Genomic DNA, 19,615 nt, shown 5'->3' with positions numbered 1-19,615 from the left:
ATCAACGAATCCTACCTCATAAGATGGATGAGTAAGCTTCCGGGCGTCAGACGCCTTGCGGCGCGCAGACTTAACTTTTTTTGAAATTACATTGTGAAATGCGCGAATATGGGTCATAAATTCGTTCCGGATACATATGATGATACTAGTCCAAATGCATGTCCGAGCATTCGGAGTTTAGCGCGGGGCAAGTACGTCCCGGTCGAAAGCAGCTAGGCTTCGGGCGGGCATACGATAAGTCCGGTTGATGTCCTGCAAGGGTCAGATTACCGGCGGAACGCGAAGTCGATGCTCTTCAGGCATTTTTTCTTCGGAGTAATATGAGGAGGGGATCTCTTTTGGAAAAAGTGGATATTTTCAAGGACATTGCCGAGCGTACCGGCGGAGACATTTATCTTGGCGTCGTCGGCGCGGTTCGCACGGGGAAATCGACATTTATCAAGCGCTTCATGGAAACCATTGTCCTGCCAAACATCACGAATGAGGCTGATCGAGTAAGAGCTGTGGATGAGCTTCCGCAAAGCGCAGCAGGCAAAACGATTATGACGACAGAACCGAAGTTTGTGCCAAACAACGCAGTCCAAATCAAGGTTGCGGAAGGGCTTGAGGTTAATGTTCGTCTGGTAGACTGTGTGGGTTACGCTGTAGAGGGTGCAAAAGGTTACGAGGATGAAAATGGACCACGAATGATCTCTACACCTTGGTTTGAAGAGCCCATTCCTTTTCAGGAAGCGGCAGAAATCGGGACACGTAAGGTTATTCAGGAGCATTCAACACTAGGTGTAGTGGTAACAACAGATGGTACGATTGCAGAAATTCCGCGGAACTCGTACGTGGACTCTGAAGAGCGCGTCATTGCAGAGCTGAAGGAAGTGGGTAAGCCGTTTGTGCTTGTCATTAACTCCACCCGGCCACGCAGTGAGGAAGCGCAGCAGCTCCGTAACGAGCTAGCCATCAAATACGATATCCCAGTTATGACGCTAAGCGCCGCAAACATGAGCGAAGATGACGTAACTGGTGTGCTGCGGGAAGTGCTTTATGAATTCCCAGTGCATGAAGTAAATGTAAATCTGCCAAGCTGGGTTATGGTGCTTGGAGAAAACCACTGGCTGCGTAGTAGTTATGAGAACTCCGTTCGCGATACTGTAAAAGACATTCGCCGCCTGCGGGATGTTGACCGCCTCGTATCTCAGTTCACCGAATATGACTTTATTGATAAAGCTGGCCTAAGTGGTATGAACATGGGTCAGGGTGTAGCAGAGATCGACCTGTATGCTCCAGAAGAGCTGTACGATCAAGTTCTGATGGAAGTGGTGGGGGTTGAGATCCGCGGTAAGGATCATCTGCTCCAGCTTATGCAGGAGTTCTCACATGCGAAACGAGAATACGACCGATTCTCAGAAGCTTTGGAAATGGTCAAGACTACTGGCTATGGTATCGCGGCTCCATCTTTAGCCGAAATGGCACTCGACGAGCCAGAACTGATTCGTCAGGGCTCTCGCTTCGGGGTTCGCTTAAAGGCTACGGCACCATCCATTCATATGATTCGGGTGGATGTGGAGTCTGAATTCTCGCCAATCATCGGAACGGAAAAGCAAAGCGAAGAGCTGGTTCGTTATCTGATGCAGGACTTTGAGAATGATCCTATTAAGATTTGGGAATCCGATATTTTTGGCCGCTCCCTGCACTCCATTGTAAGAGAAGGAATTCAAGGCAAGATAGCTATGATGCCGGATAATGCGCGCTACAAACTGCAAGAAACGCTTGGCCGCATTATAAATGAGGGTTCCGGCGGACTTATTGCAATTATTCTCTAAGCTGAATATAAATAAATTCAAAGAGTGGGAGAAATCCTGCTCTTTTTATTTGTATATATCCTAAAACTTGATACCTAGTTCCTATAATAACGGTGAATCTGACTCAATTATTCTGATGAAATAAAGACCTTAACTGCTCCTATAGGTCTAACAAATTAGATTGAATTTAGATAAATATGCAAGTATAGATGATAATTTCTGCTCCTTTTTTGAGTAACAGCTTGAATTTATGGATGGGCTGTATTACTATAAGTTTGTTGCGCTTCAAGGTCTAAGGGCGCCAAAGTTAAGTTTTAAACGGGATTATCACGTATATTTTACGTTGAAACGGAAACAGTGTATGATACCGGAGAATTTACTCAGGGAGGTGAGAAAACATGAATAAATCAGATTTGATCAATGTAGTTACAGAAGCAACTGAACTTCCCAAGAAGGATGCTACTAAAGCTGTAGATGCGGTTTTCGAAGCAATTACAGAAGCACTGCAAAGCGGTGATAAAGTACAACTGGTTGGATTCGGAAACTTTGAAGTGCGTGAGCGTTCTGCACGTAAAGGCCGTAACCCGCAAACTGGTGAAGAAATCGAAATTCCTGCAAGCAAGGTACCGGCATTCAAACCCGGTAAGGCGCTGAAAGACGGAATCAAATAAAGATTTCTACATACCTATCCCATAGTCTTTTTAAGAACAACTATGCCGCCCTCCAAGGCGGCATTTGTTTTTTGAAATACTATGAACTGTATAATAGGTTTAGAGGAGGATGAGTGATGATGGATAAAAATACGGGTACTACTCCGCTTCCAACGGGCAGCGACTATATTGTGGTTAAGGCTAAAGATAATGGCGTTCAGGTCATTGGGTTAACCAGAGGTACAGATACACGTTTTCATCATACAGAGAAGCTGGATAAGGGCGAGGTATTGATTGCCCAGTTTACTGATCATACCTCAGCGATGAAGATCCGCGGTAAGGCTGAAATATGGACAAAGCACGGACAATTGGAAAGTGAAAGCTGAAAAGCAGGCATAGCCTGCTTTTTTTCAAAATATAGTAAAGATAAATGATCGTATTCCGCTAAGAGTGGGAATTATGGATAAGGGGGGCGTGTTCATGAACAAGGCCTGGTGGGTTGGAGCCGTATTACTCTTGACTGCAACCTCTGCTGTAATATTGCCCAAAGTGGCAGATATGGATTCAACCCTACAGCAGCGAAATGGTGCAGTGGAGACTTTTACTGGCGGCCATAACACGGTGCTAGACAACGATAATCTTGTTGATGTTCTTGGCGCACTTCCATTGACCTTACCCATTGATAGCGTAGACTGGGAGGATCACGTTCTGTCTCTGGATTTAAAAGTGAGCGGAAATGATCATGAACCCCAGGAGCTTTATCGAAATATGGCACAGACTATTTCTTTTGCTTTTCAAGAAACCTTGAATGTGGATCAGCTCCTGCTGCGCATCGTGGTCATGGATAAATGGCTGGATAGCCGCCGGCTGCTGCTAGCAGGGGATATCAGACGCGCGGAGTGGTCCGTTGAACTCCAGAATGAACTTCAGTCTGCGGGTAATTCCCCCATTTCCGAGCGTCTCAAGACGGGCTTCCGTATTAGTGAGACTGAGCTCTGGAAGAAGCAGTTCATTTATCCTTGAGAAGAATAAAAGAAACTCAGTTGTATCACAGTGCGTGACAAAAAAACATGTGATATAATAGACAAGATTGTGAACAAAGGAATTAATATAAATGTCAATGGCTTCGGAGGCTGAAATGAAACCGTACTGCATACCGCAACTGGCAAAACCCTACACCGACTACGACATGATTCAGAAGCATACGGATTTGCCGCCGTTTTCTGATGGCCGGGGTCATTTGTTATATATTTTTCTAAACCATGGATCTTCTGTAAAAGGAAGTACTGGTGAGTTGTATACGCTCGTAACCGCACTTATTCAACTTGGACTAGATACACATGAGGTAATTGACCGCTCGAATGATAGACGCGGTGGAGATCCTATGCGTTCCCGTCAATTAAAGGTATTGGCTGGTGATTATTTTAGTAGCTGGTTTTACCATCTGCTTGCAAAGAGTGATCAGATTGAGATGGTTGGAATCTTGAGTAAGGCGATTGCTGATTTCAATGTCTTGAAAGCGAACCTCTATGTGAAGATGAGAGGAATCCGTCTTTCGGCTGAACAATACTTGCGGCACATGGTACAGCTCAATATGCGGCTGTTCCTTTCTTTTACGCCCATGATCGAGAATTCCTTAGTGGAATTGTGGGAGAAGTTATTGACAGAGTTCAGTCAGTGCGAAACGGTTGCCATAGAGCTTCAGCGTTGTGATAACCTTGAGAATGCAAGCAATGGTTATTGCTACTGGAAGATGCTGGAGTCAGCGACAGAGGAAGAACGCAAACAGCTTCAAGACCAGAACCTTGATCAGAAGGACTGGAAGATGCTGAAGATGAAATATAAATGTGATTCTCTGCTGACGGACAAGCTCCATCAGTCGATTCAGTCGATTCAGGGACTATTACAAAGCGTTAAAGACGAAAGCCTGCTTAGAGAGCTTGAGATAGCGCTGGATCGTATTCTCCTGCAGATGAAAGTCTCAGGACAAGCAGCCGTGGAGGGTTAGTGGATGACTATGGACAAAACTACAACTGCTGTGGGTGATAACAGCAAGCCGAAGGAACAGTTTGTGCACTCGGTGTTTGAGAGTATTGCAGGTAAATATGATTTGATGAATGACATCTTAAGCTTTCGTCGGCATAAGGCTTGGCGTAAGTTCACGATGAAGAAGATGGGTATGAAGCGCGGGGATTCAGCTGTAGACTTATGCTGCGGCACTTGCGATTGGAGCATTGCCTTGGCCGAAGCCTCACAGACAGGGAATGTGATAGGGCTCGACTTCAGTGCAGGCATGCTTGAAGTGGGGCGCCGTAAGGTGGAGGAGCGCAAGCTTCAGGACCGGATCTCTCTCGTACAGGGCAACGCTATGGAGTTGCCTTTTGAAGACAACGCATTTGATTATGCAACGATTGGTTTTGGACTCCGCAACGTACCGGATCTTGTTCAAGTGCTGAACGAGATGAAACGGGTGGTGAAGCCCGGAGGAATGGTGGTCTGCCTGGAGCTTTCCAAGCCGATGAAACAACCGTTTAAAGGTATCTATTTCTTTTATTTTCAGCGTGTACTCCCATTGCTGGGCAAGTTATTCGCTAAAAGGTATGAGCAATACAAATGGTTGCCAGAATCGCTGGCGCTGTTCCCTGACCGGGAGCAATTAGCTGCTATTTTCCGTGAAACCGGACTGCAAAAAGTGGAATCCTTCCCCTTGACCGGAGGCATCGCGGCATTACATATTGGGCTCAAGGAGAACGGGAATGTTTAAGAAAATCGGTATCTTTTTACAAATGATCAAGTTTGAACATACGGTATTTGCTTTACCTTTTGCTTTTATGGGCGCTTTACTTGGTTCCGTTGTCATGTTTGGCACGCTACCTACCTGGAGCCAGATTGGTTGGATCGTAGTGGCTATGTTTGGGGCACGGAGCGCTGCTATGGGGCTGAATCGACTGATTGACCGGATAAGTGATGCTAAGAATCCACGCACAGCGGGAAGAGCTATTCCTGCAGGATTATTGAAGATCGGTGAAGTCGTCATTTTTATCGGCATTTCGTTTTTCTTACTCTTTTGGGCAGCCTTTAAGCTGAATCCTTTGTCAGCCAAGCTCTTGCCAATCGCAGTTTTCCTTCTTGTCATTTATTCATTTACTAAGCGCTTTACATGGGCCTGCCATCTTATCCTCGGTCTGACCATTGCGCTTGCACCTTTAGGCGGTTGGGTAGCTGTAACTGGTAGTGTGAATTGGACTTCAATGGTATTTTATTTCACTATTGTGTTTTGGACTGCAGGTTTTGATGTAATTTATTCTTGTCAGGATGTTGAGTTTGATCTAAAAGAGGGCTTGAAGTCCATTCCGGTTCGGTTCGGGGTTCAAGGTGCACTCTTTATTGCCCGCGTATTTCACATTCTCACGGCGATTGGATTCGTATCGTTGCTGTTTATGACGGATTTAAGCTGGTGGTATGTAGCAGGCATGATCATCGCATATATCATTCTCTTTTATGAGCACTACATTGTATCTCCGAGTGACCTGAGCCGTCTGCAGACTGCTTTTTTCACTATGAACGGCGTATTGAGCATCGTGGTGTTCTCTTTCACTTTGATTGACTTGGTGGTGCAGTTCTACTAATGACGCTTACTAAACCGAAAAACATCGTGGTTGGAATTACAGGAGCAAGCGGTGCGATATATGGTGTTCGTCTAACTGAAACCTTGCTGTCACTGGGCTACTCCGTGCATTTGGTAGTTAGTAATGCGGGCTGGCGCGTATTTAAAGAAGAACTTGGCTATATCGCATCAGACCGGGAGGGCTTTTTGAACGAAAGGTTCAAAGGCTATCCCGGTTCTCTGCTTTATCATCCTGTTGCGGATATCGGCGCATCCATTGCAAGTGGTTCGTTTCGTGTGGAAGGGATGATTATTATGCCTTGCTCTATGGGAACATTATCCGCGGTAGCGAATGGGACCTCTGATAATCTGATGACACGTGCTGCTGACGTTATGCTCAAGGAAGGCCGCCCACTGGTGCTTGTACCTCGTGAGACTCCACTGCATGCTATTCATCTAGAGAATATGTTGAAGCTGTCCCGTCTGGGAGTTCGGATGATTCCCGCAATGCCGGCTTTTTATTTTGGGCCGCAAAGTATGGATGATCTGATTAATTTCATGGTGGGCAAAGTGCTTGACAGCTTTAATATTGAACACAATTTATTTCGAAGATGGGGGGATTGAAAGGATGGACAATAACAGCCACACCATCATTGGCAAAATCAGCTATACCAACTCATGGCCGGTATTTCACAATTTTCATCCCTCTGCACTGAAATATCCTGCAGAGATGGTGAGTGAGGTACCTGCCATTCTTAATCAGGGGATGAGCCGTGGAACTATTCATGTAGGTGCTTTATCCTCCTTTGCTTATGCTGAGGCCAGTGACAAATTATTACTTCTACCTGATTTATCGGTTAGCGCGGACGGTCCTGTGAGATCAATATTCCTTTTTTCCAGGGTGCCATTTGCTCAGATTGGCAGCGGTAAGATCGCTGTTACGAATACTTCTGCAACCTCAGTAAATTTGCTGAAAATTTTAATGGAAAAAGCTTTTGGCAATAAACCGGAGTATATTAGCGCTAATCCTGATTTGGATGACATGATGCATGAAGCGGATGCCTGTTTATTAATTGGTGATAATGCTATTAAGGCCTCATGGCAGGATCAAGGTTATATCGTTACTGATCTAGCTGAGGTTTGGAAGGAATGGACGGGCTTAGGGATGACCTTTGCGGTCTGGGCAGTGAATCGAAAGGCTGCGGAGGACAAACCGGAAGCTATTTCTGAGATTGCAGAGGCTTTTGCCGAGAGTAAAATGCGGGGATTGAGAGATTTAGATCCTATTGTACAAGCAGCTTGTTCTAACATTGGAGGAACAAAGTCTTATTGGGAAGGGTACTTCCGCAATTTATGTTATGATTTTGGAGAAAGGCAGCAGCAAGGTTTGAACCTCTATTTCCGCTATGCCTATGAGATGGGCCTGCTGCCGCAGGAAGTGAAGATGGAGATTTGGAGCCATAAACTGTTGACACGGGTGAAAGAATGAAACGACTGCAAATATTCGGATTACTGAACAGAGATATGGATCAGATTGAAAAAGAGCTGTACCGCAGTGTACAGGGGGATGACGATCTGCTTACAGAAACCTCCCTGCATTTATTAAAGGCAGGCGGCAAAAGATTACGTCCCGTATTTGTCCTAATGGGCGGGAAATTCGGTAAGTATGATCTGGAAAAACTGAAACGGGTGGCGATACCGTTAGAGTTGATCCATAGCGCTTCACTGGTCCATGATGATGTGATCGACGATGCAGAATTGCGCCGTGGTGAACTCACCGTGAAAGCAAAATGGGGCGATAAAATTGCCATGTACACTGGTGACTACATATATGCAAAAGCGCTGGTTATGACTACGGAGCTGAAGAATCCACGAATTCATCAAATTCTGTCTAAGGCGATGATCGAAATGTCGATCGGAGAGATGGAGCAGATTCGTGACTTTTTCAACAGTGAGCAAAGTGTACGTCATTATCTACGGCGTATCCGCCGCAAAACAGCCCTGCTGATTGCAGTTAGCTGCCAACTCGGCGCTCTTGCTGCTGAGGCAGATCCAGAAGTAGCTCGTCTGCTTTATAATTATGGATATAACGTGGGTATGGCGTTCCAGATTCGTGATGATTTACTGGATCTCTCAGGCACAGAGAAACAGATCGGTAAACCTCCGGGCAGTGATATGCGGCAAGGAAACATTACACTTCCAGTGATTTATAGTCTTGAGGATGAGCGACTGCGCGAGTCATTGCTTGAGGAACTGAAGTCTATACGTGAGGGACATAGCACGGTAGGACATGCGATTGATCTCATTCTTTCCGGAGACGGAATCGCCCGTTCTGAGGAGCTCGCTTCACGTTATATCGACAAGGCGCTGGCGGCGCTGGAACAATTGCCTAACAATAAGACTAAGCGCAATCTGCGCGATATTGCGTATTTTATAACAGGAAGAAGTTATTGATCTTCTGGTGAGATTGAAATTAAACGTTTCCAGAAAGCAATGTTTCTGTTAAGATAGCGTCAAAACAACCCTTCAAATGGGAAAATGGAGAGTGCTTCTATGGAAAAGACGTATCTGATGGTCAAGCCTGATGGAGTTCAACGTGGATTAATAGGGCGTATTGTTGCCCGCTTTGAGGATAAGGGGTTTAAATTGGTCGCTGCTAAACTGATTACAGTGAGTGAGGATCAAGCGAAAAGACATTATGCTGAGCATGCAGGCAAAGACTTTTTTTCAGAGCTGGTCTCTTTCATCACTTCAGGTCCAGTGTTTGCAATGGTATGGGAAGGCGATGATGTCGTAACTTTATCCCGGACACTCATAGGCAAAACAAAAGTTGGAGAAGCTCTGCCAGGCACGATTCGTGGCGACTTTGCCAGCCATACACCACTTAATTTAATTCATGGATCAGACTCGCCTGAAAGTGCAGAACGGGAAATTGCTAATTTCTTTGCTCCAGATGAACTGAATCAGTATAACAAAGACATCGCAGTCTGGATGTAAGGTCCAGGTGGGAGGCAGGGGATTAACATGTCTGATCGTAATGTTGCAGCATTAACAACAGATCCAGATTATAGCGGATTTATTCACAACGTTAAACAAAGCACCGGAATTGATCTGGCTCAATATAAAGAAGCGCAGATGAAGCGGCGTTTGACGACTCTTCGGATGAAGAATGGGTATCATACCTTCAGTGATTTTTTTGCAGCGATGATGAAAAATAAGGACTTATTTTATGAATTTTTAGATCGAATGACGATCAATGTCTCTGAGTTCTGGCGGAATCCGAATCGCTGGGAAGTTTTGCGGGATATTATCCTCCCTGACCTCCAGCAGTCGGGCCGCAAATTAAAGCTGTGGAGCGCGGCATGCTCCACAGGCGAAGAGCCTTACACGCTGGCTATGATTTTGTCGGACAAGAATATATTGGCGCAGACAGGTATTCTTGCCACTGACATTGATGATGGCGCTTTATCCAAAGCAAAGCAGGGTCTTTATTTGGAACGTTCTTTAAAGGATGTGCCGAAAGACGTGGCAGCACGTTATTTTACGCCGGAAGGCCCTGTCTTCAAGGTCAGCGATTCACTTAAGAAAAACATAGATTTCCGCAAACAAAATTTGCTCTTGGACAAGTTCGACGAAGGTTTCGATCTTATTATTTGTCGCAATGTAATGATCTATTTTACTGAAGAGGCGAAGAACAAGCTCTATCATAAGTTTTCGGCTAGCTTACGTCCGGGTGGTTATTTGTTTGTGGGCAGCACAGAGCAAATCTTTACACCGGCTCAATATGGCTTTGAATCGACGGAAACTTTTTTCTATCGTAAAAAATAAATACTTTTTGCTCCTTCGCCATTAACTTCAAAGGTATACTTTCGCAAAAGTTCAGTGATACTGGATAGTAGAATCTGTACGCTAAGTGAAAGGAAAGGAAAGTTAAACCGATGGACAAAAGCAAGGTCATTGCCGCGTACAAACGAGGCTTTATCACCGTTCGTGAGTGCGGGCAAATTCTCGGTGTGGAGGAAATGCAATTGGAGCGCCTTCTGCAGCTGGAAGAGCGTAAGTCTACATTCCCTTCACCAAGCCAGCGGCTCGGCAGCTAACAAGCTGAGGACCGAGCCGAGGAGCGCCATTCATACTCTTAAGGGTATGGATGGCGCTTTTTATTTCGGTATACATACAGTGTTTCTAGGGAGATCCCTTTCTTGTCAAAGCGGATTCCCTATACTATAATGAGCAAAGATCATAGGATTTTAGCGGTTTACAGTTTAAAAGTATAAAAGGGGGAAGACATCATGAGTTTACGCTATTTAACAGCGGGGGAAACGCACGGCCCCCAGCTAACGGCTATTATTGAGGGATTGCCAAGTAATTTAACTTTGGATTTTGAAGAGCTTAACTTTCAATTGCATCGTCGACAAAAGGGATACGGACGTGGACGTCGCATGCAGATTGAGAAAGATACGGCACAGATTGTAGGTGGAGTACGTCACGGCTATACTACGGGTGCTCCGGTAGCCTTGGTAGTAGAGAACAAGGATTGGACTCACTGGAAGAACATTATGAATATTGAACCTATTCCAGGCAGTGATGAAGAAAAACGCCGGGTAAATCGGCCGCGTCCTGGACATGCAGATTTGAATGGTGGATTGAAGTACAATCATACGGATCTTCGCAACGTTCTGGAGCGCTCCAGTGCCCGCGAAACCGCAGCCAGAGTCGCATGTGGCGCTGTAGCCAGACAGCTGCTGGCAGCTTTTGGTGTGAAAGTAGCAGGTCAAGTCATTCGCATTGGTGAAATTGAGGCACCTGCAAATGATCTGCCTATCGATGAGCTGATTGAACGGACAGAACAGTCTTCTGTCAGAGTTGTCGACAAAGAAACAGAACAGAAAATGGAGGCTTACATAGATCAGATCAAGGAAGAGGGCGACTCCATCGGTGGAATCGTTGAATGTATCGTCGAAGGACTGCCCATTGGACTTGGCAGCTATGTACAGTCAGACCGGAAGCTGGACGGGGCGATCGCTGGGGCAGTGATGTCGATTAATGCCTTCAAAGGCGTTGAAATCGGCATTGGATTTGAAGCAGGAAAATTGCGTGGATCGCAAGTCCATGATGAAATTATGTATGAAGCTTCTAAAGGATACTATCGCGCAAGCAATCGTTTAGGCGGTTTTGAAGGCGGGATGACGAATGGCATGCCGGTAGTGGTTCGTGGTGTTATGAAGCCTATTCCTACCTTGTATAAGCCACTTCAAAGTGTAGATATCGATACGAAAGAACCTTTTACTGCTCAAGTAGAACGTTCGGATGCATGTGCAGTTCCAGCGGCATGTGTGGTTCTGGAAAGCGTAGTGGCATGGGAAGTTGCTAAAGCATTTCTTGATAAATTCGGCGGGGATTCTCTCGAAGAAATTAAAGCGAATTATGGAAACTATCTTGCACAATTGGAGAGTTATTAATCATGCGTACAATCAATGTAGATTTGGGAGATCGTTCTTATCCAATCCACATCGGTAGTGGTCTGCTGCAGAACATTGCCCAGTACTGTGCTGAGGCTGGACTGTCCACTCGTAGCCCGCTACTGGTTGTGAGTGATAGTGAAGTAGCTCCACGGTATTTACCGACGCTTGAAGAAGCTCTACGTCAGCAAGGTTATACCGTAGTAAGCCATATTATGCCGGCAGGGGAAGCATCCAAATCATTAACCGTGTATGAAGAGGTTATGACGACCGCGATTCAAGCGGGACTGGATCGCAACTCAGCGGTGTTTGCTTTAGGTGGCGGGGTTGTTGGTGATTTAGCTGGTTTTGTAGCAGCTACCTACATGCGCGGAATAGGATTTCTACAAATTCCAACGACGATTCTAGCCCATGACAGCAGCGTAGGCGGCAAAGTGGCTGTCAATCATCCACTAGCCAAAAATATGGTTGGTGCGTTCTATCAACCTTCGCTGGTGCTTTACGATTTGGATACCCTTCGCACGCTTCCGCCGCGCCAAGTCTCTTCTGGCTTAGCTGAAGTAGTGAAGCATGGTCTGATTATGGACAAAGAATTCGCATATTGGTGCCGTGAACATGCTGATGAGCTGCTTGCTCTGAATGCTGAAGCCCTGGGTTATGCCCTTGAGCGCGGTTGTGCGATCAAAGCTCATGTCGTGGCGAACGATGAACGTGAGCATGGACTTCGGGCGATCCTAAATTTAGGCCATACGATCGGCCATGCTATTGAAGCGGTTGGCGGATATGGTGTGTTTTTGCACGGTGAAGCGATTGCGATTGGTATGGCGGGTTCGGCGCTGCTGGCTGTAAAGCTTGGACGTGACCGATCCATTTATGAGGATACAGTATCTATGTTATCTGCCCTTTCACTGCCTATACAGCTTCCTTCTGAATATGATGAAGAGGAGCTAATGGAAGCGATGATGCATGATAAGAAATTCAAAGAAGGCAGAATGACTTTTATTGTGCCTGATGCCATAGGAGCCGTTAGTATTGTAAACGATGTACAGGAATCGCTTGTGCGAGAGGTTCTCGCAGAGCTTAAAAAGGAGGGGAAACCGTGGTAAATCGAGGGATTCGCGGAGCAACTACCGTGATTAATAACGAAGAAACAGAGATTTTGCGTGAAACCGTTGTGCTGCTGCGGGAGATCGTTGAACGCAATAATGTTATAGCTGAGGATATTAGCAATGTATGGATTACGATGACCAATGATCTGGATGCTACTTTTCCGGCAAGAGCCATACGTGAGATTGAGGGCTGGGAAATGGTGCCGCTTATGTGTTCTACGGAGATCCCGGTCAAAGGCAGCCTGCCGATGTGTATCCGGTTAATGGTGCAGTTTAATACGGATAAATCACAGCGTGAGATCCGCCATGTGTATCTGAATGAAGCTCAGAAGCTTCGTCCGGATTTGTCGCAGAGTAAGTCTTAAATTTGAGTTGTGGGTTGTCAATGACCCTTGTCATCATGTATAGTGTAATTAGCCGAGTATAGAAGAGTTTAGTTGAGTTGAGATGAGTATAGTTGAGCAGAGTGCAAGAAATTTTTGCGAATATAAGAAAGTATAAGCTTTGTTCTATACATTCTTATATTTCACGCATATACGCTTACCGTCCTTATAAGGACGCTGAAGACGTTTATGCTTGATTAGCAGTTTTTGTGTACGCAGAGTCTTTATTTTGATATGTACGGGAGTGATATTTCACATCTCTGATGTATCTTATTTAGAGATAAGTCTGTAGGCACAATATAACGATGCTGATCATTGCTCAAAAACATATACTTACTTACACAAACCCTCTACTTTGGTAGAGGGTTTTTCTGTGTTTCGGAAAGATTTATATAACTAAGGGGGCATCTAAAAATGACGAATCCGAGTGTTCAAGAGGTGGTAAAGCTGTCGCAGGATTATAATCTGATTCCTGTTGTGAAGCGGCTGCTGGCTGATATGGAAACACCTATCCGGTTATTCCAACGTTTTGCTGAACGTGACCGCGCGTTCTTACTAGAAAGTGTAGAGGGTGGCAAACAATGGGCCCGGTATTCGTTCATCGGCAGCGATCCCTTTTTAATGATATCGGGAAAAAAGGGTGCGATTAACGTAGAGATCGACGGTAAGAAAAAACAGCTGCATGGAAAGCCGATTGAGGAGCTTAAGGCGCTGCTTCGTTCATACCGTAGCCCTAAGCTGGATGAGATGCCGCCTTTTACTGGAGGAGCTATCGGATTTTTTGGATATGATCTGCTGCAATATTATGAGAAGCTGCCTGAGCATCCAGTAGATGATCTCCAAATGGATGATATCCGGTTTATGTTCTGTGATCGCATCATTGTTTTTGATCATGTGAAACAACAAATTCTCCTAGTTGGTAACCTGCATGTTAAAGACGGTGATACGGACTCAGATATCAAATCCAATTACGAAAGCTTAAGTCGTAAGCTTGAGGATATGGCCGAAGAGCTGCAGAAGGAAGGGCCTAAGGAAAATGTGAACCGCCGCAGTATTCCGCAGGATATTGAGCTGGGTGAGATTCATTCCAACCTGACTAAAGAACAATATATCAACAACGTAGAACAAGCGAAGGAATACATTCGGGCTGGCGATATTTTTCAAGTGGTGTTGTCGCAGCGCCTGCATATTGAAACGGAAGTTTCTCCACTGCATGTATACCGGATGCTCAGGACGCTTAACCCATCTCCATATATGTATTATTTGAAAATGGATGAAGAGATTATTGTTGGAACCTCACCGGAAGCGCTCGTAAAGGTAGATGGAAATCGTGTGGAGACACGGCCGATTGCCGGAACAAGACCAAGAGGTGAAAGTGAAGCTTCGGATCGTGCTTACGCCGCGGAGCTGCTGGAGGATGAAAAAGAACGTGCAGAGCATTTGATGCTAGTTGATCTAGGTCGTAATGATTTAGGAAGAGTGTCCAAATTCGGTTCTGTAAAATGTGATTCCTTTATGGAAATTGAAAGATACTCTCATGTCATGCATATGGTTTCGAATGTGTCAGGCACGCTTAGCGAGGATAAAGATTTCTTTGATGCCTTTCTCTCCTGTCTGCCAGCCGGTACTGTCTCAGGAGCACCTAAGCTACGGGCAATGGAGATTATTGCTGAATTGGAGCGAGAAGCCCGTGGTGCTTATGCGGGGGCGATTGGATATTTGGGATTCTCGGGAAATATGGATTCATGTATCACCATCCGTACAATCATCTTCCGTAAGGGCAGAGCATATGTGCAGGCTGGGGCGGGTATCGTTTGGGACTCGGTTCCGGAGAAAGAGTATGAAGAGACGGTGAATAAAGCGAAGGGCATGCTAAAAGCTATTCGTATGGCAGAGGCTATGTTCCCACCCGAGATAAAAGAGAAACAAGTCATCAATCAAGATTACATGTACGCATATACCCCTGAACAGGTGGTTTGATTAATAAAAAAGATTACATTAAGGCTGGAGGATGAACATTATGGATGCAACAAAATTGATACAATCAGGAATCGCTGGACTAATCGAAGGCAAAAGTCTGACACGTGTAGAAGCACGGGATATAATGGGTGCAATCATGCTGGGAGAGGCTTCACAGGCGCAAATCGGATCACTGCTGACCGCTTTACGGATTAAGGGAGAGACCGTGGAGGAGATTACGGGGTTTGCGGAAGCCATGAGAGGTTTCGGCACACCTGTCCTTACTGAAAAAGCGCGTCTGCTAGATACATGTGGTACGGGCGGTTCCGGCATCCATAAGTTTAATATTTCTACCGCCTCAGCGATTATTTCATCAGCGGCTTCGGTACGAGTTGCCAAACATGGCAACCGCTCAGCTTCCGGTAGAGCAGGAAGTGCAGATGTACTTGAAGCTTTGGGCGTCAACATTCATCTGAATGCGGATCAGGCCCGGGAATGCTTGGATCGAATCGGCATTTGTTTTTTATTCGCGCAAATCTATCATCCTTCGATGCGGCATGCGGCGGCACCGCGTAAAGAGCTTGGAGTGCGGACGATTTTTAATATGCTTGGTCCGCTTACGAATCCCGCTGGTGCTGACCGTCAGCTGCTGGGGATTTATGATCGGAATAAGACAGAGACGGTGGCTAATGTACTGAAGGAGCTGGGGTCCAAGCGTGCGATGGTTGTTAGCAGCTTGGATGGTCTGGATGAAATCAGCATCTCGGCCCCTACATTAGTGTCTGAGCTAAAAGAGGGCATCGTAACCACGTATGAGGTAACGCCAGAGGCATTAGGTCTTAACAGACATCCACTGGAGACTGTGCTGGGTGGAGATGCAGCTGAAAATGCGGCGATTATTACCTCGGTCCTTCAAGGGCAGATGAATCCTTATCGCGATATCGTTCTTGCTAACGCCGGAGCCTGTATATATGTTGCTGGTCTGGCAGATACCATGGCCGGAGGCGTAGAGAGAGCAAAAGATGTAGTGGATTCAGGCAAGGCACTATCCAAGCTTAATCAGCTTGTAGCTATGACGGAGGAACTTAATTATGTATCTTGATAAAATTGTCGCGACTAAGATTAAAGAGGTTGAACTGCTCAGTAAAAACTTTTCGCTGGCACAAGCAGAGCGTGATATTGCGCTTCTTCCGGCAACAAGAGGCTTTCGTAAGGCTCTGACCCAAGGGAAGAACAGAGATATGGGCTTGATCGCTGAGGTGAAGAAGGCTTCTCCTTCCAAAGGGTTGATCCGTGAAGATTTTGATCCTGTTTCCATTGCAAAAGGGTATGAAGCTGGAGGTGCAGATTGCTTATCTGTTCTGACGGACACAGAATATTTCCAGGGCAGCGCAGCTTATCTGCAGCAAGTGAAGGAAGCTGTAAATCTGCCGCTGCTTCGCAAAGATTTTATTATCGATGAGAAGCAGATCTACGAAGCACGTCTTCTCGGAGCGGATGCGGTGTTGTTGATCGTCGCTATTTTGACACCGGCACAACTGTCTCATTTTATAGATATAGCTTCAGAGCTTGGATTGGATATCTTGATTGAGGTGCATGACCAAAATGAACTGGCGGTTGTACTGAGCACAGAAAAGATAACCCAACCTAACGTTCTTCTTGGAATTAATAACCGTAATCTACGTACCTTTGAGACCTCTTTGGAGACAACAGCCGAGCTGGCAGCTCTTGTGCCGCAAGGTGTTCCAGTGATCAGCGAAAGCGGAATTTCCGGGTCAACAGACATCGACTACCTAAGAACTACTGGTGCTCACGGAGTGCTCGTTGGGGAGTATCTAATGCGTCAAGCTAACGTAGAGGATGCGGTTAACGGTTTGCTCGGGGAGCTTCCTAACGGAAAGGACCGTGTCCGGCATGGCTGAGACATTAGTAAAAATCTGTGGACTTCAGGACGTTGAAGTGCTAAAATCTATGTTGCACTTACCACTAGATTATATCGGATTTGTTTTTGCACCTAGCCGCCGGAAGGTGTCCATAGAGCGTGCTGCCGAACTGATTGCAGAGCTTCCAAATTGGAAGACTGGTCAAATCCCTAAGGCTGCCGGGGTTTTCGTTAATCCGAAGCTGGATGAGTTGAACGAATTGCTGTCTGTGGTGCATTTAGATGTAATTCAGCTTCATGGACAGGAGAGTCCAGCTTTTTGCCAGCAGGTTCGCCGAGCTTATCCACAGGTTCAGGTATGGAAGGCACTGTCCGTTGCGGATCAAGAGCGGGATAAAGCTGAAAATGAATATAGCTTGGAAGATTACGCAGCTGCAGTAGATGCGGTTTTATTAGATACTTATGATCCATTGCAGAGCGGCGGCTCTGGCCGAACCTTCGCATGGAACAAATTACCTGCTTACCAAGAAATTGCAGTACAACATGACTTGCCCTTGTTTGTGGCTGGAGGGCTTCATTCAGATAATGTTGGTGAATTGCTTGATACCTATGCCCCGTATGGGGTAGACGTGTCGAGTGGAGTAGAGACTGACGGCATTAAGGATATTCAAAAAATGACAGCTTTTGTGGAAAGGGTGAAGCAATCATGATACAAGTACCGGACCAGCATGGACGTTTCGGTTCATTCGGAGGCCGCTTCGTGCCCGAGACTTTGATGAATGCATTGATTGAGTTGGAGGAGGCTTACCGTAAGTTTTCGGCAGATCCAGCTTTTCAGGAAGAAATAGATTATCTATTAAAGCAGTATTCCGGACGGGAGACCCCGCTGTATTATGCGGAGCGTCTGAGCAAACATCTGGGAGAAGCTAAAATATATCTGAAGCGTGAAGATTTGAATCATACAGGTGCCCATAAGATTAACAATGCGATTGGTCAAGGGATTCTGGCCAAAATGATGGGAAAAACGAAGGTAATCGCTGAGACGGGTGCGGGTCAACATGGTGTAGCCACAGCTACAGTTGCAGCTTTGCTAGGAATGGAATGTAAGGTGTTTATGGGGGAAGAGGATACACGTCGCCAGGCCCTTAACGTATTCCGGATGAAGCTGCTTGGTGCAGAAGTGATTCCCGTTACTTCCGGATCTCGTACTTTAAAAGATGCCGGCAACGAAGCGCTTCGCTACTGGGTTAGCAATGTAGATGATACCTTCTATATATTGGGTTCAGCTGTAGGACCACATCCTTATCCGATGATGGTTCGTAACTTTCAGCGGGTTATTGGGGATGAAACACGGCGCCAGATTCTGGAGGCTGAAGGAAGGCTGCCGGATGTGCTCGTAGCTGCTGTAGGCGGTGGCAGTAATGCCATCGGTATGTTCTATCCATTTGTTGAGGATGAAAATGTCGGTATGATTGGTGTAGAGGCGGCTGGTAAAGGCATTGATACCCCTTTTCATGCGGCAACAATGAGTAAAGGAACTCATGGCGTATTCCAGGGATCGATGAGTTATCTCCTGCAGGATGAGCATGGACAAGTAACAGAAGCACATTCCATCTCCGCAGGCCTGGATTATCCTGGTGTGGGTCCTGAACACTCCTATCTAAAAGATATCGAACGCGCAAAATATGTCCCGATTACAGATGCAGAGGCGCTAGATGCACTGAAGCTGCTATGCGTAACGGAAGGCATTATTCCAGCGTTAGAATCGGCGCATGCGATAGCACATGTTGTAAAAATGGGTCCAACCCTTACTAAGGATGATATTGTTGTCATCTGCCTGTCAGGCCGGGGAGACAAAGACGTAGAATCCATTATGGCGTATACAGAAGGGAAGGGAACTGAATGACAACCCAAACTACAAACCGGATGGATTTGGTATTCCGGAAGCTTAAAGCTGAGAACCGGACCGCATTGATTCCTTTTCTGACTGTTGGAGATCCAGATTTGGAGACTACTCTTGCCATCATCACTGAACTGGAGACAGCAGGGGCAGATATTCTGGAGCTAGGAGTACCATACTCTGATCCGCTTGCAGACGGCCCTGTAATTCAGCGAGCATCTGCCCGGGCACTGCGGGGTGAAGTTCACCTGCGCACTTGCATGGAGACCGCGTTAAAGGCTCGTGAAGCCGGCAGCAGTTTGCCATTTATCTTGTTTTCTTATTACAATCCTATCCTGCAAATGGGTCTAGATACGTTTTTTGCTGATCTGAACAAGCATGAAATTAGCGGACTTATTATCCCGGATCTTCCCGTTGAGGAATCAGCGGAGATGCGGCGCCGTAGTGATGAAGTTGGAGTCAACCTCATTCCTTTAGTTGCACCCACCTCAAGCGAACGTATTGCAAAGATTGTATCCGGTGCGAGCGGGTTTATCTATTGTGTCTCTTCATTAGGGGTGACTGGAGAAAGATCCTCTTTCCATGCGGATGTAGAAGCCTTTATTGATTCCGTTCGTCAAGCTACGGATCTGCCAGTGGCTGTAGGATTTGGGATCTCTACTGGCGAACAGGTTGCCCGTTTTGCTCAGATTTGCGATGGTGTTGTAGTAGGGAGTGCCATTGTCCGCAAAATAGAAGAGGTAATTCCGTTGCTCGATCATCCTGCTACGCGGAATGAGGGACTGTTGCAAATTCGAGAATTTGTGGCACAATTAAAAAGACCATAACAGTGTCATTCTGACCTGTGTATAGTGGAGTAATCAACTA

General features: G+C 46.0%; 22 protein-coding genes. All 22 read left to right on the top strand.

The window, feature by feature from the left end; all coding sequences use genetic code 11:
* The first annotated feature begins 338 nt into the window (after nt 1-338).
* The 22 genes from spoIVA (at nt 339) to trpA (ending at nt 19,575) form a co-directional block, all read left to right on the top strand.
* Nucleotides 339-1,817: a stage IV sporulation protein A gene (gene spoIVA / locus MKY14_RS11810; protein ID WP_036676222.1), complete on the top strand. Its 1,479-nt coding sequence runs from the start codon at nt 339-341 to the stop codon at nt 1,815-1,817.
* A 377-nt stretch (nt 1,818-2,194) separates the two neighbouring features.
* Nucleotides 2,195-2,467 (top strand): HU family DNA-binding protein, encoded by a 273-nt coding sequence (locus MKY14_RS11805; protein ID WP_036676223.1) that lies wholly within the window; start codon nt 2,195-2,197, stop codon nt 2,465-2,467.
* A gap of 116 nt (nt 2,468-2,583) precedes the next feature.
* Nucleotides 2,584-2,832 (top strand): trp RNA-binding attenuation protein MtrB, encoded by a 249-nt coding sequence (gene mtrB, locus MKY14_RS11800; RefSeq protein ID WP_051490908.1) that lies wholly within the window; start codon nt 2,584-2,586, stop codon nt 2,830-2,832.
* Between the two features lie 94 nt (nt 2,833-2,926).
* A complete protein-coding gene (locus tag MKY14_RS11795) occupies nt 2,927-3,469 on the top strand; it encodes a hypothetical protein (RefSeq protein ID WP_076127497.1) in 543 nt (180 codons plus the stop codon).
* Nucleotides 3,470-3,560: 91 nt separating this feature from the next.
* Nucleotides 3,561-4,454: a heptaprenyl diphosphate synthase component 1 gene (locus tag MKY14_RS11790; protein WP_232061419.1), complete on the top strand. Its 894-nt coding sequence runs from the start codon at nt 3,561-3,563 to the stop codon at nt 4,452-4,454.
* Between the two features lie 9 nt (nt 4,455-4,463).
* Nucleotides 4,464-5,210, top strand: coding sequence for a demethylmenaquinone methyltransferase (locus MKY14_RS11785; RefSeq protein WP_076127632.1), 747 nt, complete (start codon nt 4,464-4,466; stop codon nt 5,208-5,210).
* On the top strand, nt 5,203-6,075 hold the full coding sequence (locus tag MKY14_RS11780; RefSeq protein ID WP_076127498.1) for a UbiA-like polyprenyltransferase: 873 nt from the start codon (nt 5,203-5,205) through the stop codon (nt 6,073-6,075). The genes MKY14_RS11785 and MKY14_RS11780 overlap by 8 nt, the downstream gene beginning before the upstream one ends.
* A complete protein-coding gene (locus MKY14_RS11775; RefSeq protein ID WP_036676229.1) occupies nt 6,075-6,677 on the top strand; it encodes a UbiX family flavin prenyltransferase in 603 nt (200 codons plus the stop codon). Before MKY14_RS11780 ends, MKY14_RS11775 begins: the two co-directional genes overlap by 1 nt.
* 4 nt (nt 6,678-6,681) lie before the next feature.
* Entirely contained in the window at nt 6,682-7,542 is an 861-nt protein-coding gene (locus MKY14_RS11770; RefSeq protein ID WP_076127500.1) for a menaquinone biosynthetic enzyme MqnA/MqnD family protein, read from the top strand.
* The gene (locus MKY14_RS11765; protein ID WP_076127501.1) at nt 7,539-8,507 is read left to right on the top strand and encodes a polyprenyl synthetase family protein; all 969 of its coding nucleotides are present in this window, start codon (nt 7,539-7,541) and stop codon (nt 8,505-8,507) included. Before MKY14_RS11770 ends, MKY14_RS11765 begins: the two co-directional genes overlap by 4 nt.
* A 99-nt stretch (nt 8,508-8,606) precedes the next feature.
* The gene (ndk, locus tag MKY14_RS11760) at nt 8,607-9,050 is read left to right on the top strand and encodes a nucleoside-diphosphate kinase (RefSeq protein WP_076127503.1); all 444 of its coding nucleotides are present in this window, start codon (nt 8,607-8,609) and stop codon (nt 9,048-9,050) included.
* A 27-nt stretch (nt 9,051-9,077) separates the two neighbouring features.
* Nucleotides 9,078-9,881 (top strand): CheR family methyltransferase, encoded by an 804-nt coding sequence (locus MKY14_RS11755; RefSeq protein ID WP_036676236.1) that lies wholly within the window; start codon nt 9,078-9,080, stop codon nt 9,879-9,881.
* 110 nt (nt 9,882-9,991) lie between these two features.
* On the top strand, nt 9,992-10,153 hold the full coding sequence (locus MKY14_RS11750) for a hypothetical protein (protein WP_179088774.1): 162 nt from the start codon (nt 9,992-9,994) through the stop codon (nt 10,151-10,153).
* A gap of 192 nt (nt 10,154-10,345) precedes the next feature.
* Complete coding sequence (gene aroC, locus MKY14_RS11745; RefSeq protein WP_076127505.1) at nt 10,346-11,515, top strand: chorismate synthase; 1,170 nt, start codon at nt 10,346-10,348, stop codon at nt 11,513-11,515.
* A gap of 2 nt (nt 11,516-11,517) precedes the next feature.
* Entirely contained in the window at nt 11,518-12,621 is a 1,104-nt protein-coding gene (aroB, locus tag MKY14_RS11740) for a 3-dehydroquinate synthase (protein WP_076127506.1), read from the top strand.
* Nucleotides 12,615-12,989 carry a chorismate mutase gene (gene aroH, locus MKY14_RS11735; RefSeq protein ID WP_076127508.1) on the top strand — a complete coding sequence of 125 codons (375 nt, stop codon included), beginning with the start codon at nt 12,615-12,617 and terminating at the stop codon, nt 12,987-12,989. Before aroB ends, aroH begins: the two co-directional genes overlap by 7 nt.
* A gap of 432 nt (nt 12,990-13,421) precedes the next feature.
* On the top strand, nt 13,422-14,987 hold the full coding sequence (trpE, locus tag MKY14_RS11730; protein ID WP_076127509.1) for an anthranilate synthase component I: 1,566 nt from the start codon (nt 13,422-13,424) through the stop codon (nt 14,985-14,987).
* A 40-nt stretch (nt 14,988-15,027) separates the two neighbouring features.
* A complete protein-coding gene (gene trpD / locus MKY14_RS11725) occupies nt 15,028-16,068 on the top strand; it encodes an anthranilate phosphoribosyltransferase (protein ID WP_179086816.1) in 1,041 nt (346 codons plus the stop codon).
* Nucleotides 16,058-16,888: an indole-3-glycerol phosphate synthase TrpC gene (gene trpC, locus MKY14_RS11720; protein ID WP_076127512.1), complete on the top strand. Its 831-nt coding sequence runs from the start codon at nt 16,058-16,060 to the stop codon at nt 16,886-16,888. The genes trpD and trpC overlap by 11 nt, the downstream gene beginning before the upstream one ends.
* The gene (locus MKY14_RS11715) at nt 16,881-17,558 is read left to right on the top strand and encodes a phosphoribosylanthranilate isomerase (RefSeq protein WP_076127514.1); all 678 of its coding nucleotides are present in this window, start codon (nt 16,881-16,883) and stop codon (nt 17,556-17,558) included. The genes trpC and MKY14_RS11715 overlap by 8 nt, the downstream gene beginning before the upstream one ends.
* Nucleotides 17,555-18,754, top strand: a complete 1,200-nt coding sequence (gene trpB, locus MKY14_RS11710; protein WP_076127515.1) for a tryptophan synthase subunit beta — start codon at nt 17,555-17,557, stop codon at nt 18,752-18,754. The genes MKY14_RS11715 and trpB overlap by 4 nt, the downstream gene beginning before the upstream one ends.
* A complete protein-coding gene (gene trpA / locus MKY14_RS11705) occupies nt 18,751-19,575 on the top strand; it encodes a tryptophan synthase subunit alpha (protein ID WP_076127517.1) in 825 nt (274 codons plus the stop codon). Before trpB ends, trpA begins: the two co-directional genes overlap by 4 nt.
* Nucleotides 19,576-19,615: the final 40 nt, after the last annotated feature.

Origin of the sequence: Paenibacillus sp. FSL R5-0887 (assembly GCF_038002305.1) — a bacterium.
In the GTDB taxonomy this organism is placed as follows: domain Bacteria; phylum Bacillota; class Bacilli; order Paenibacillales; family Paenibacillaceae; genus Paenibacillus_AQ; species Paenibacillus_AQ odorifer.
This window is presented reverse-complemented; position numbering and strand designations above follow the sequence as displayed.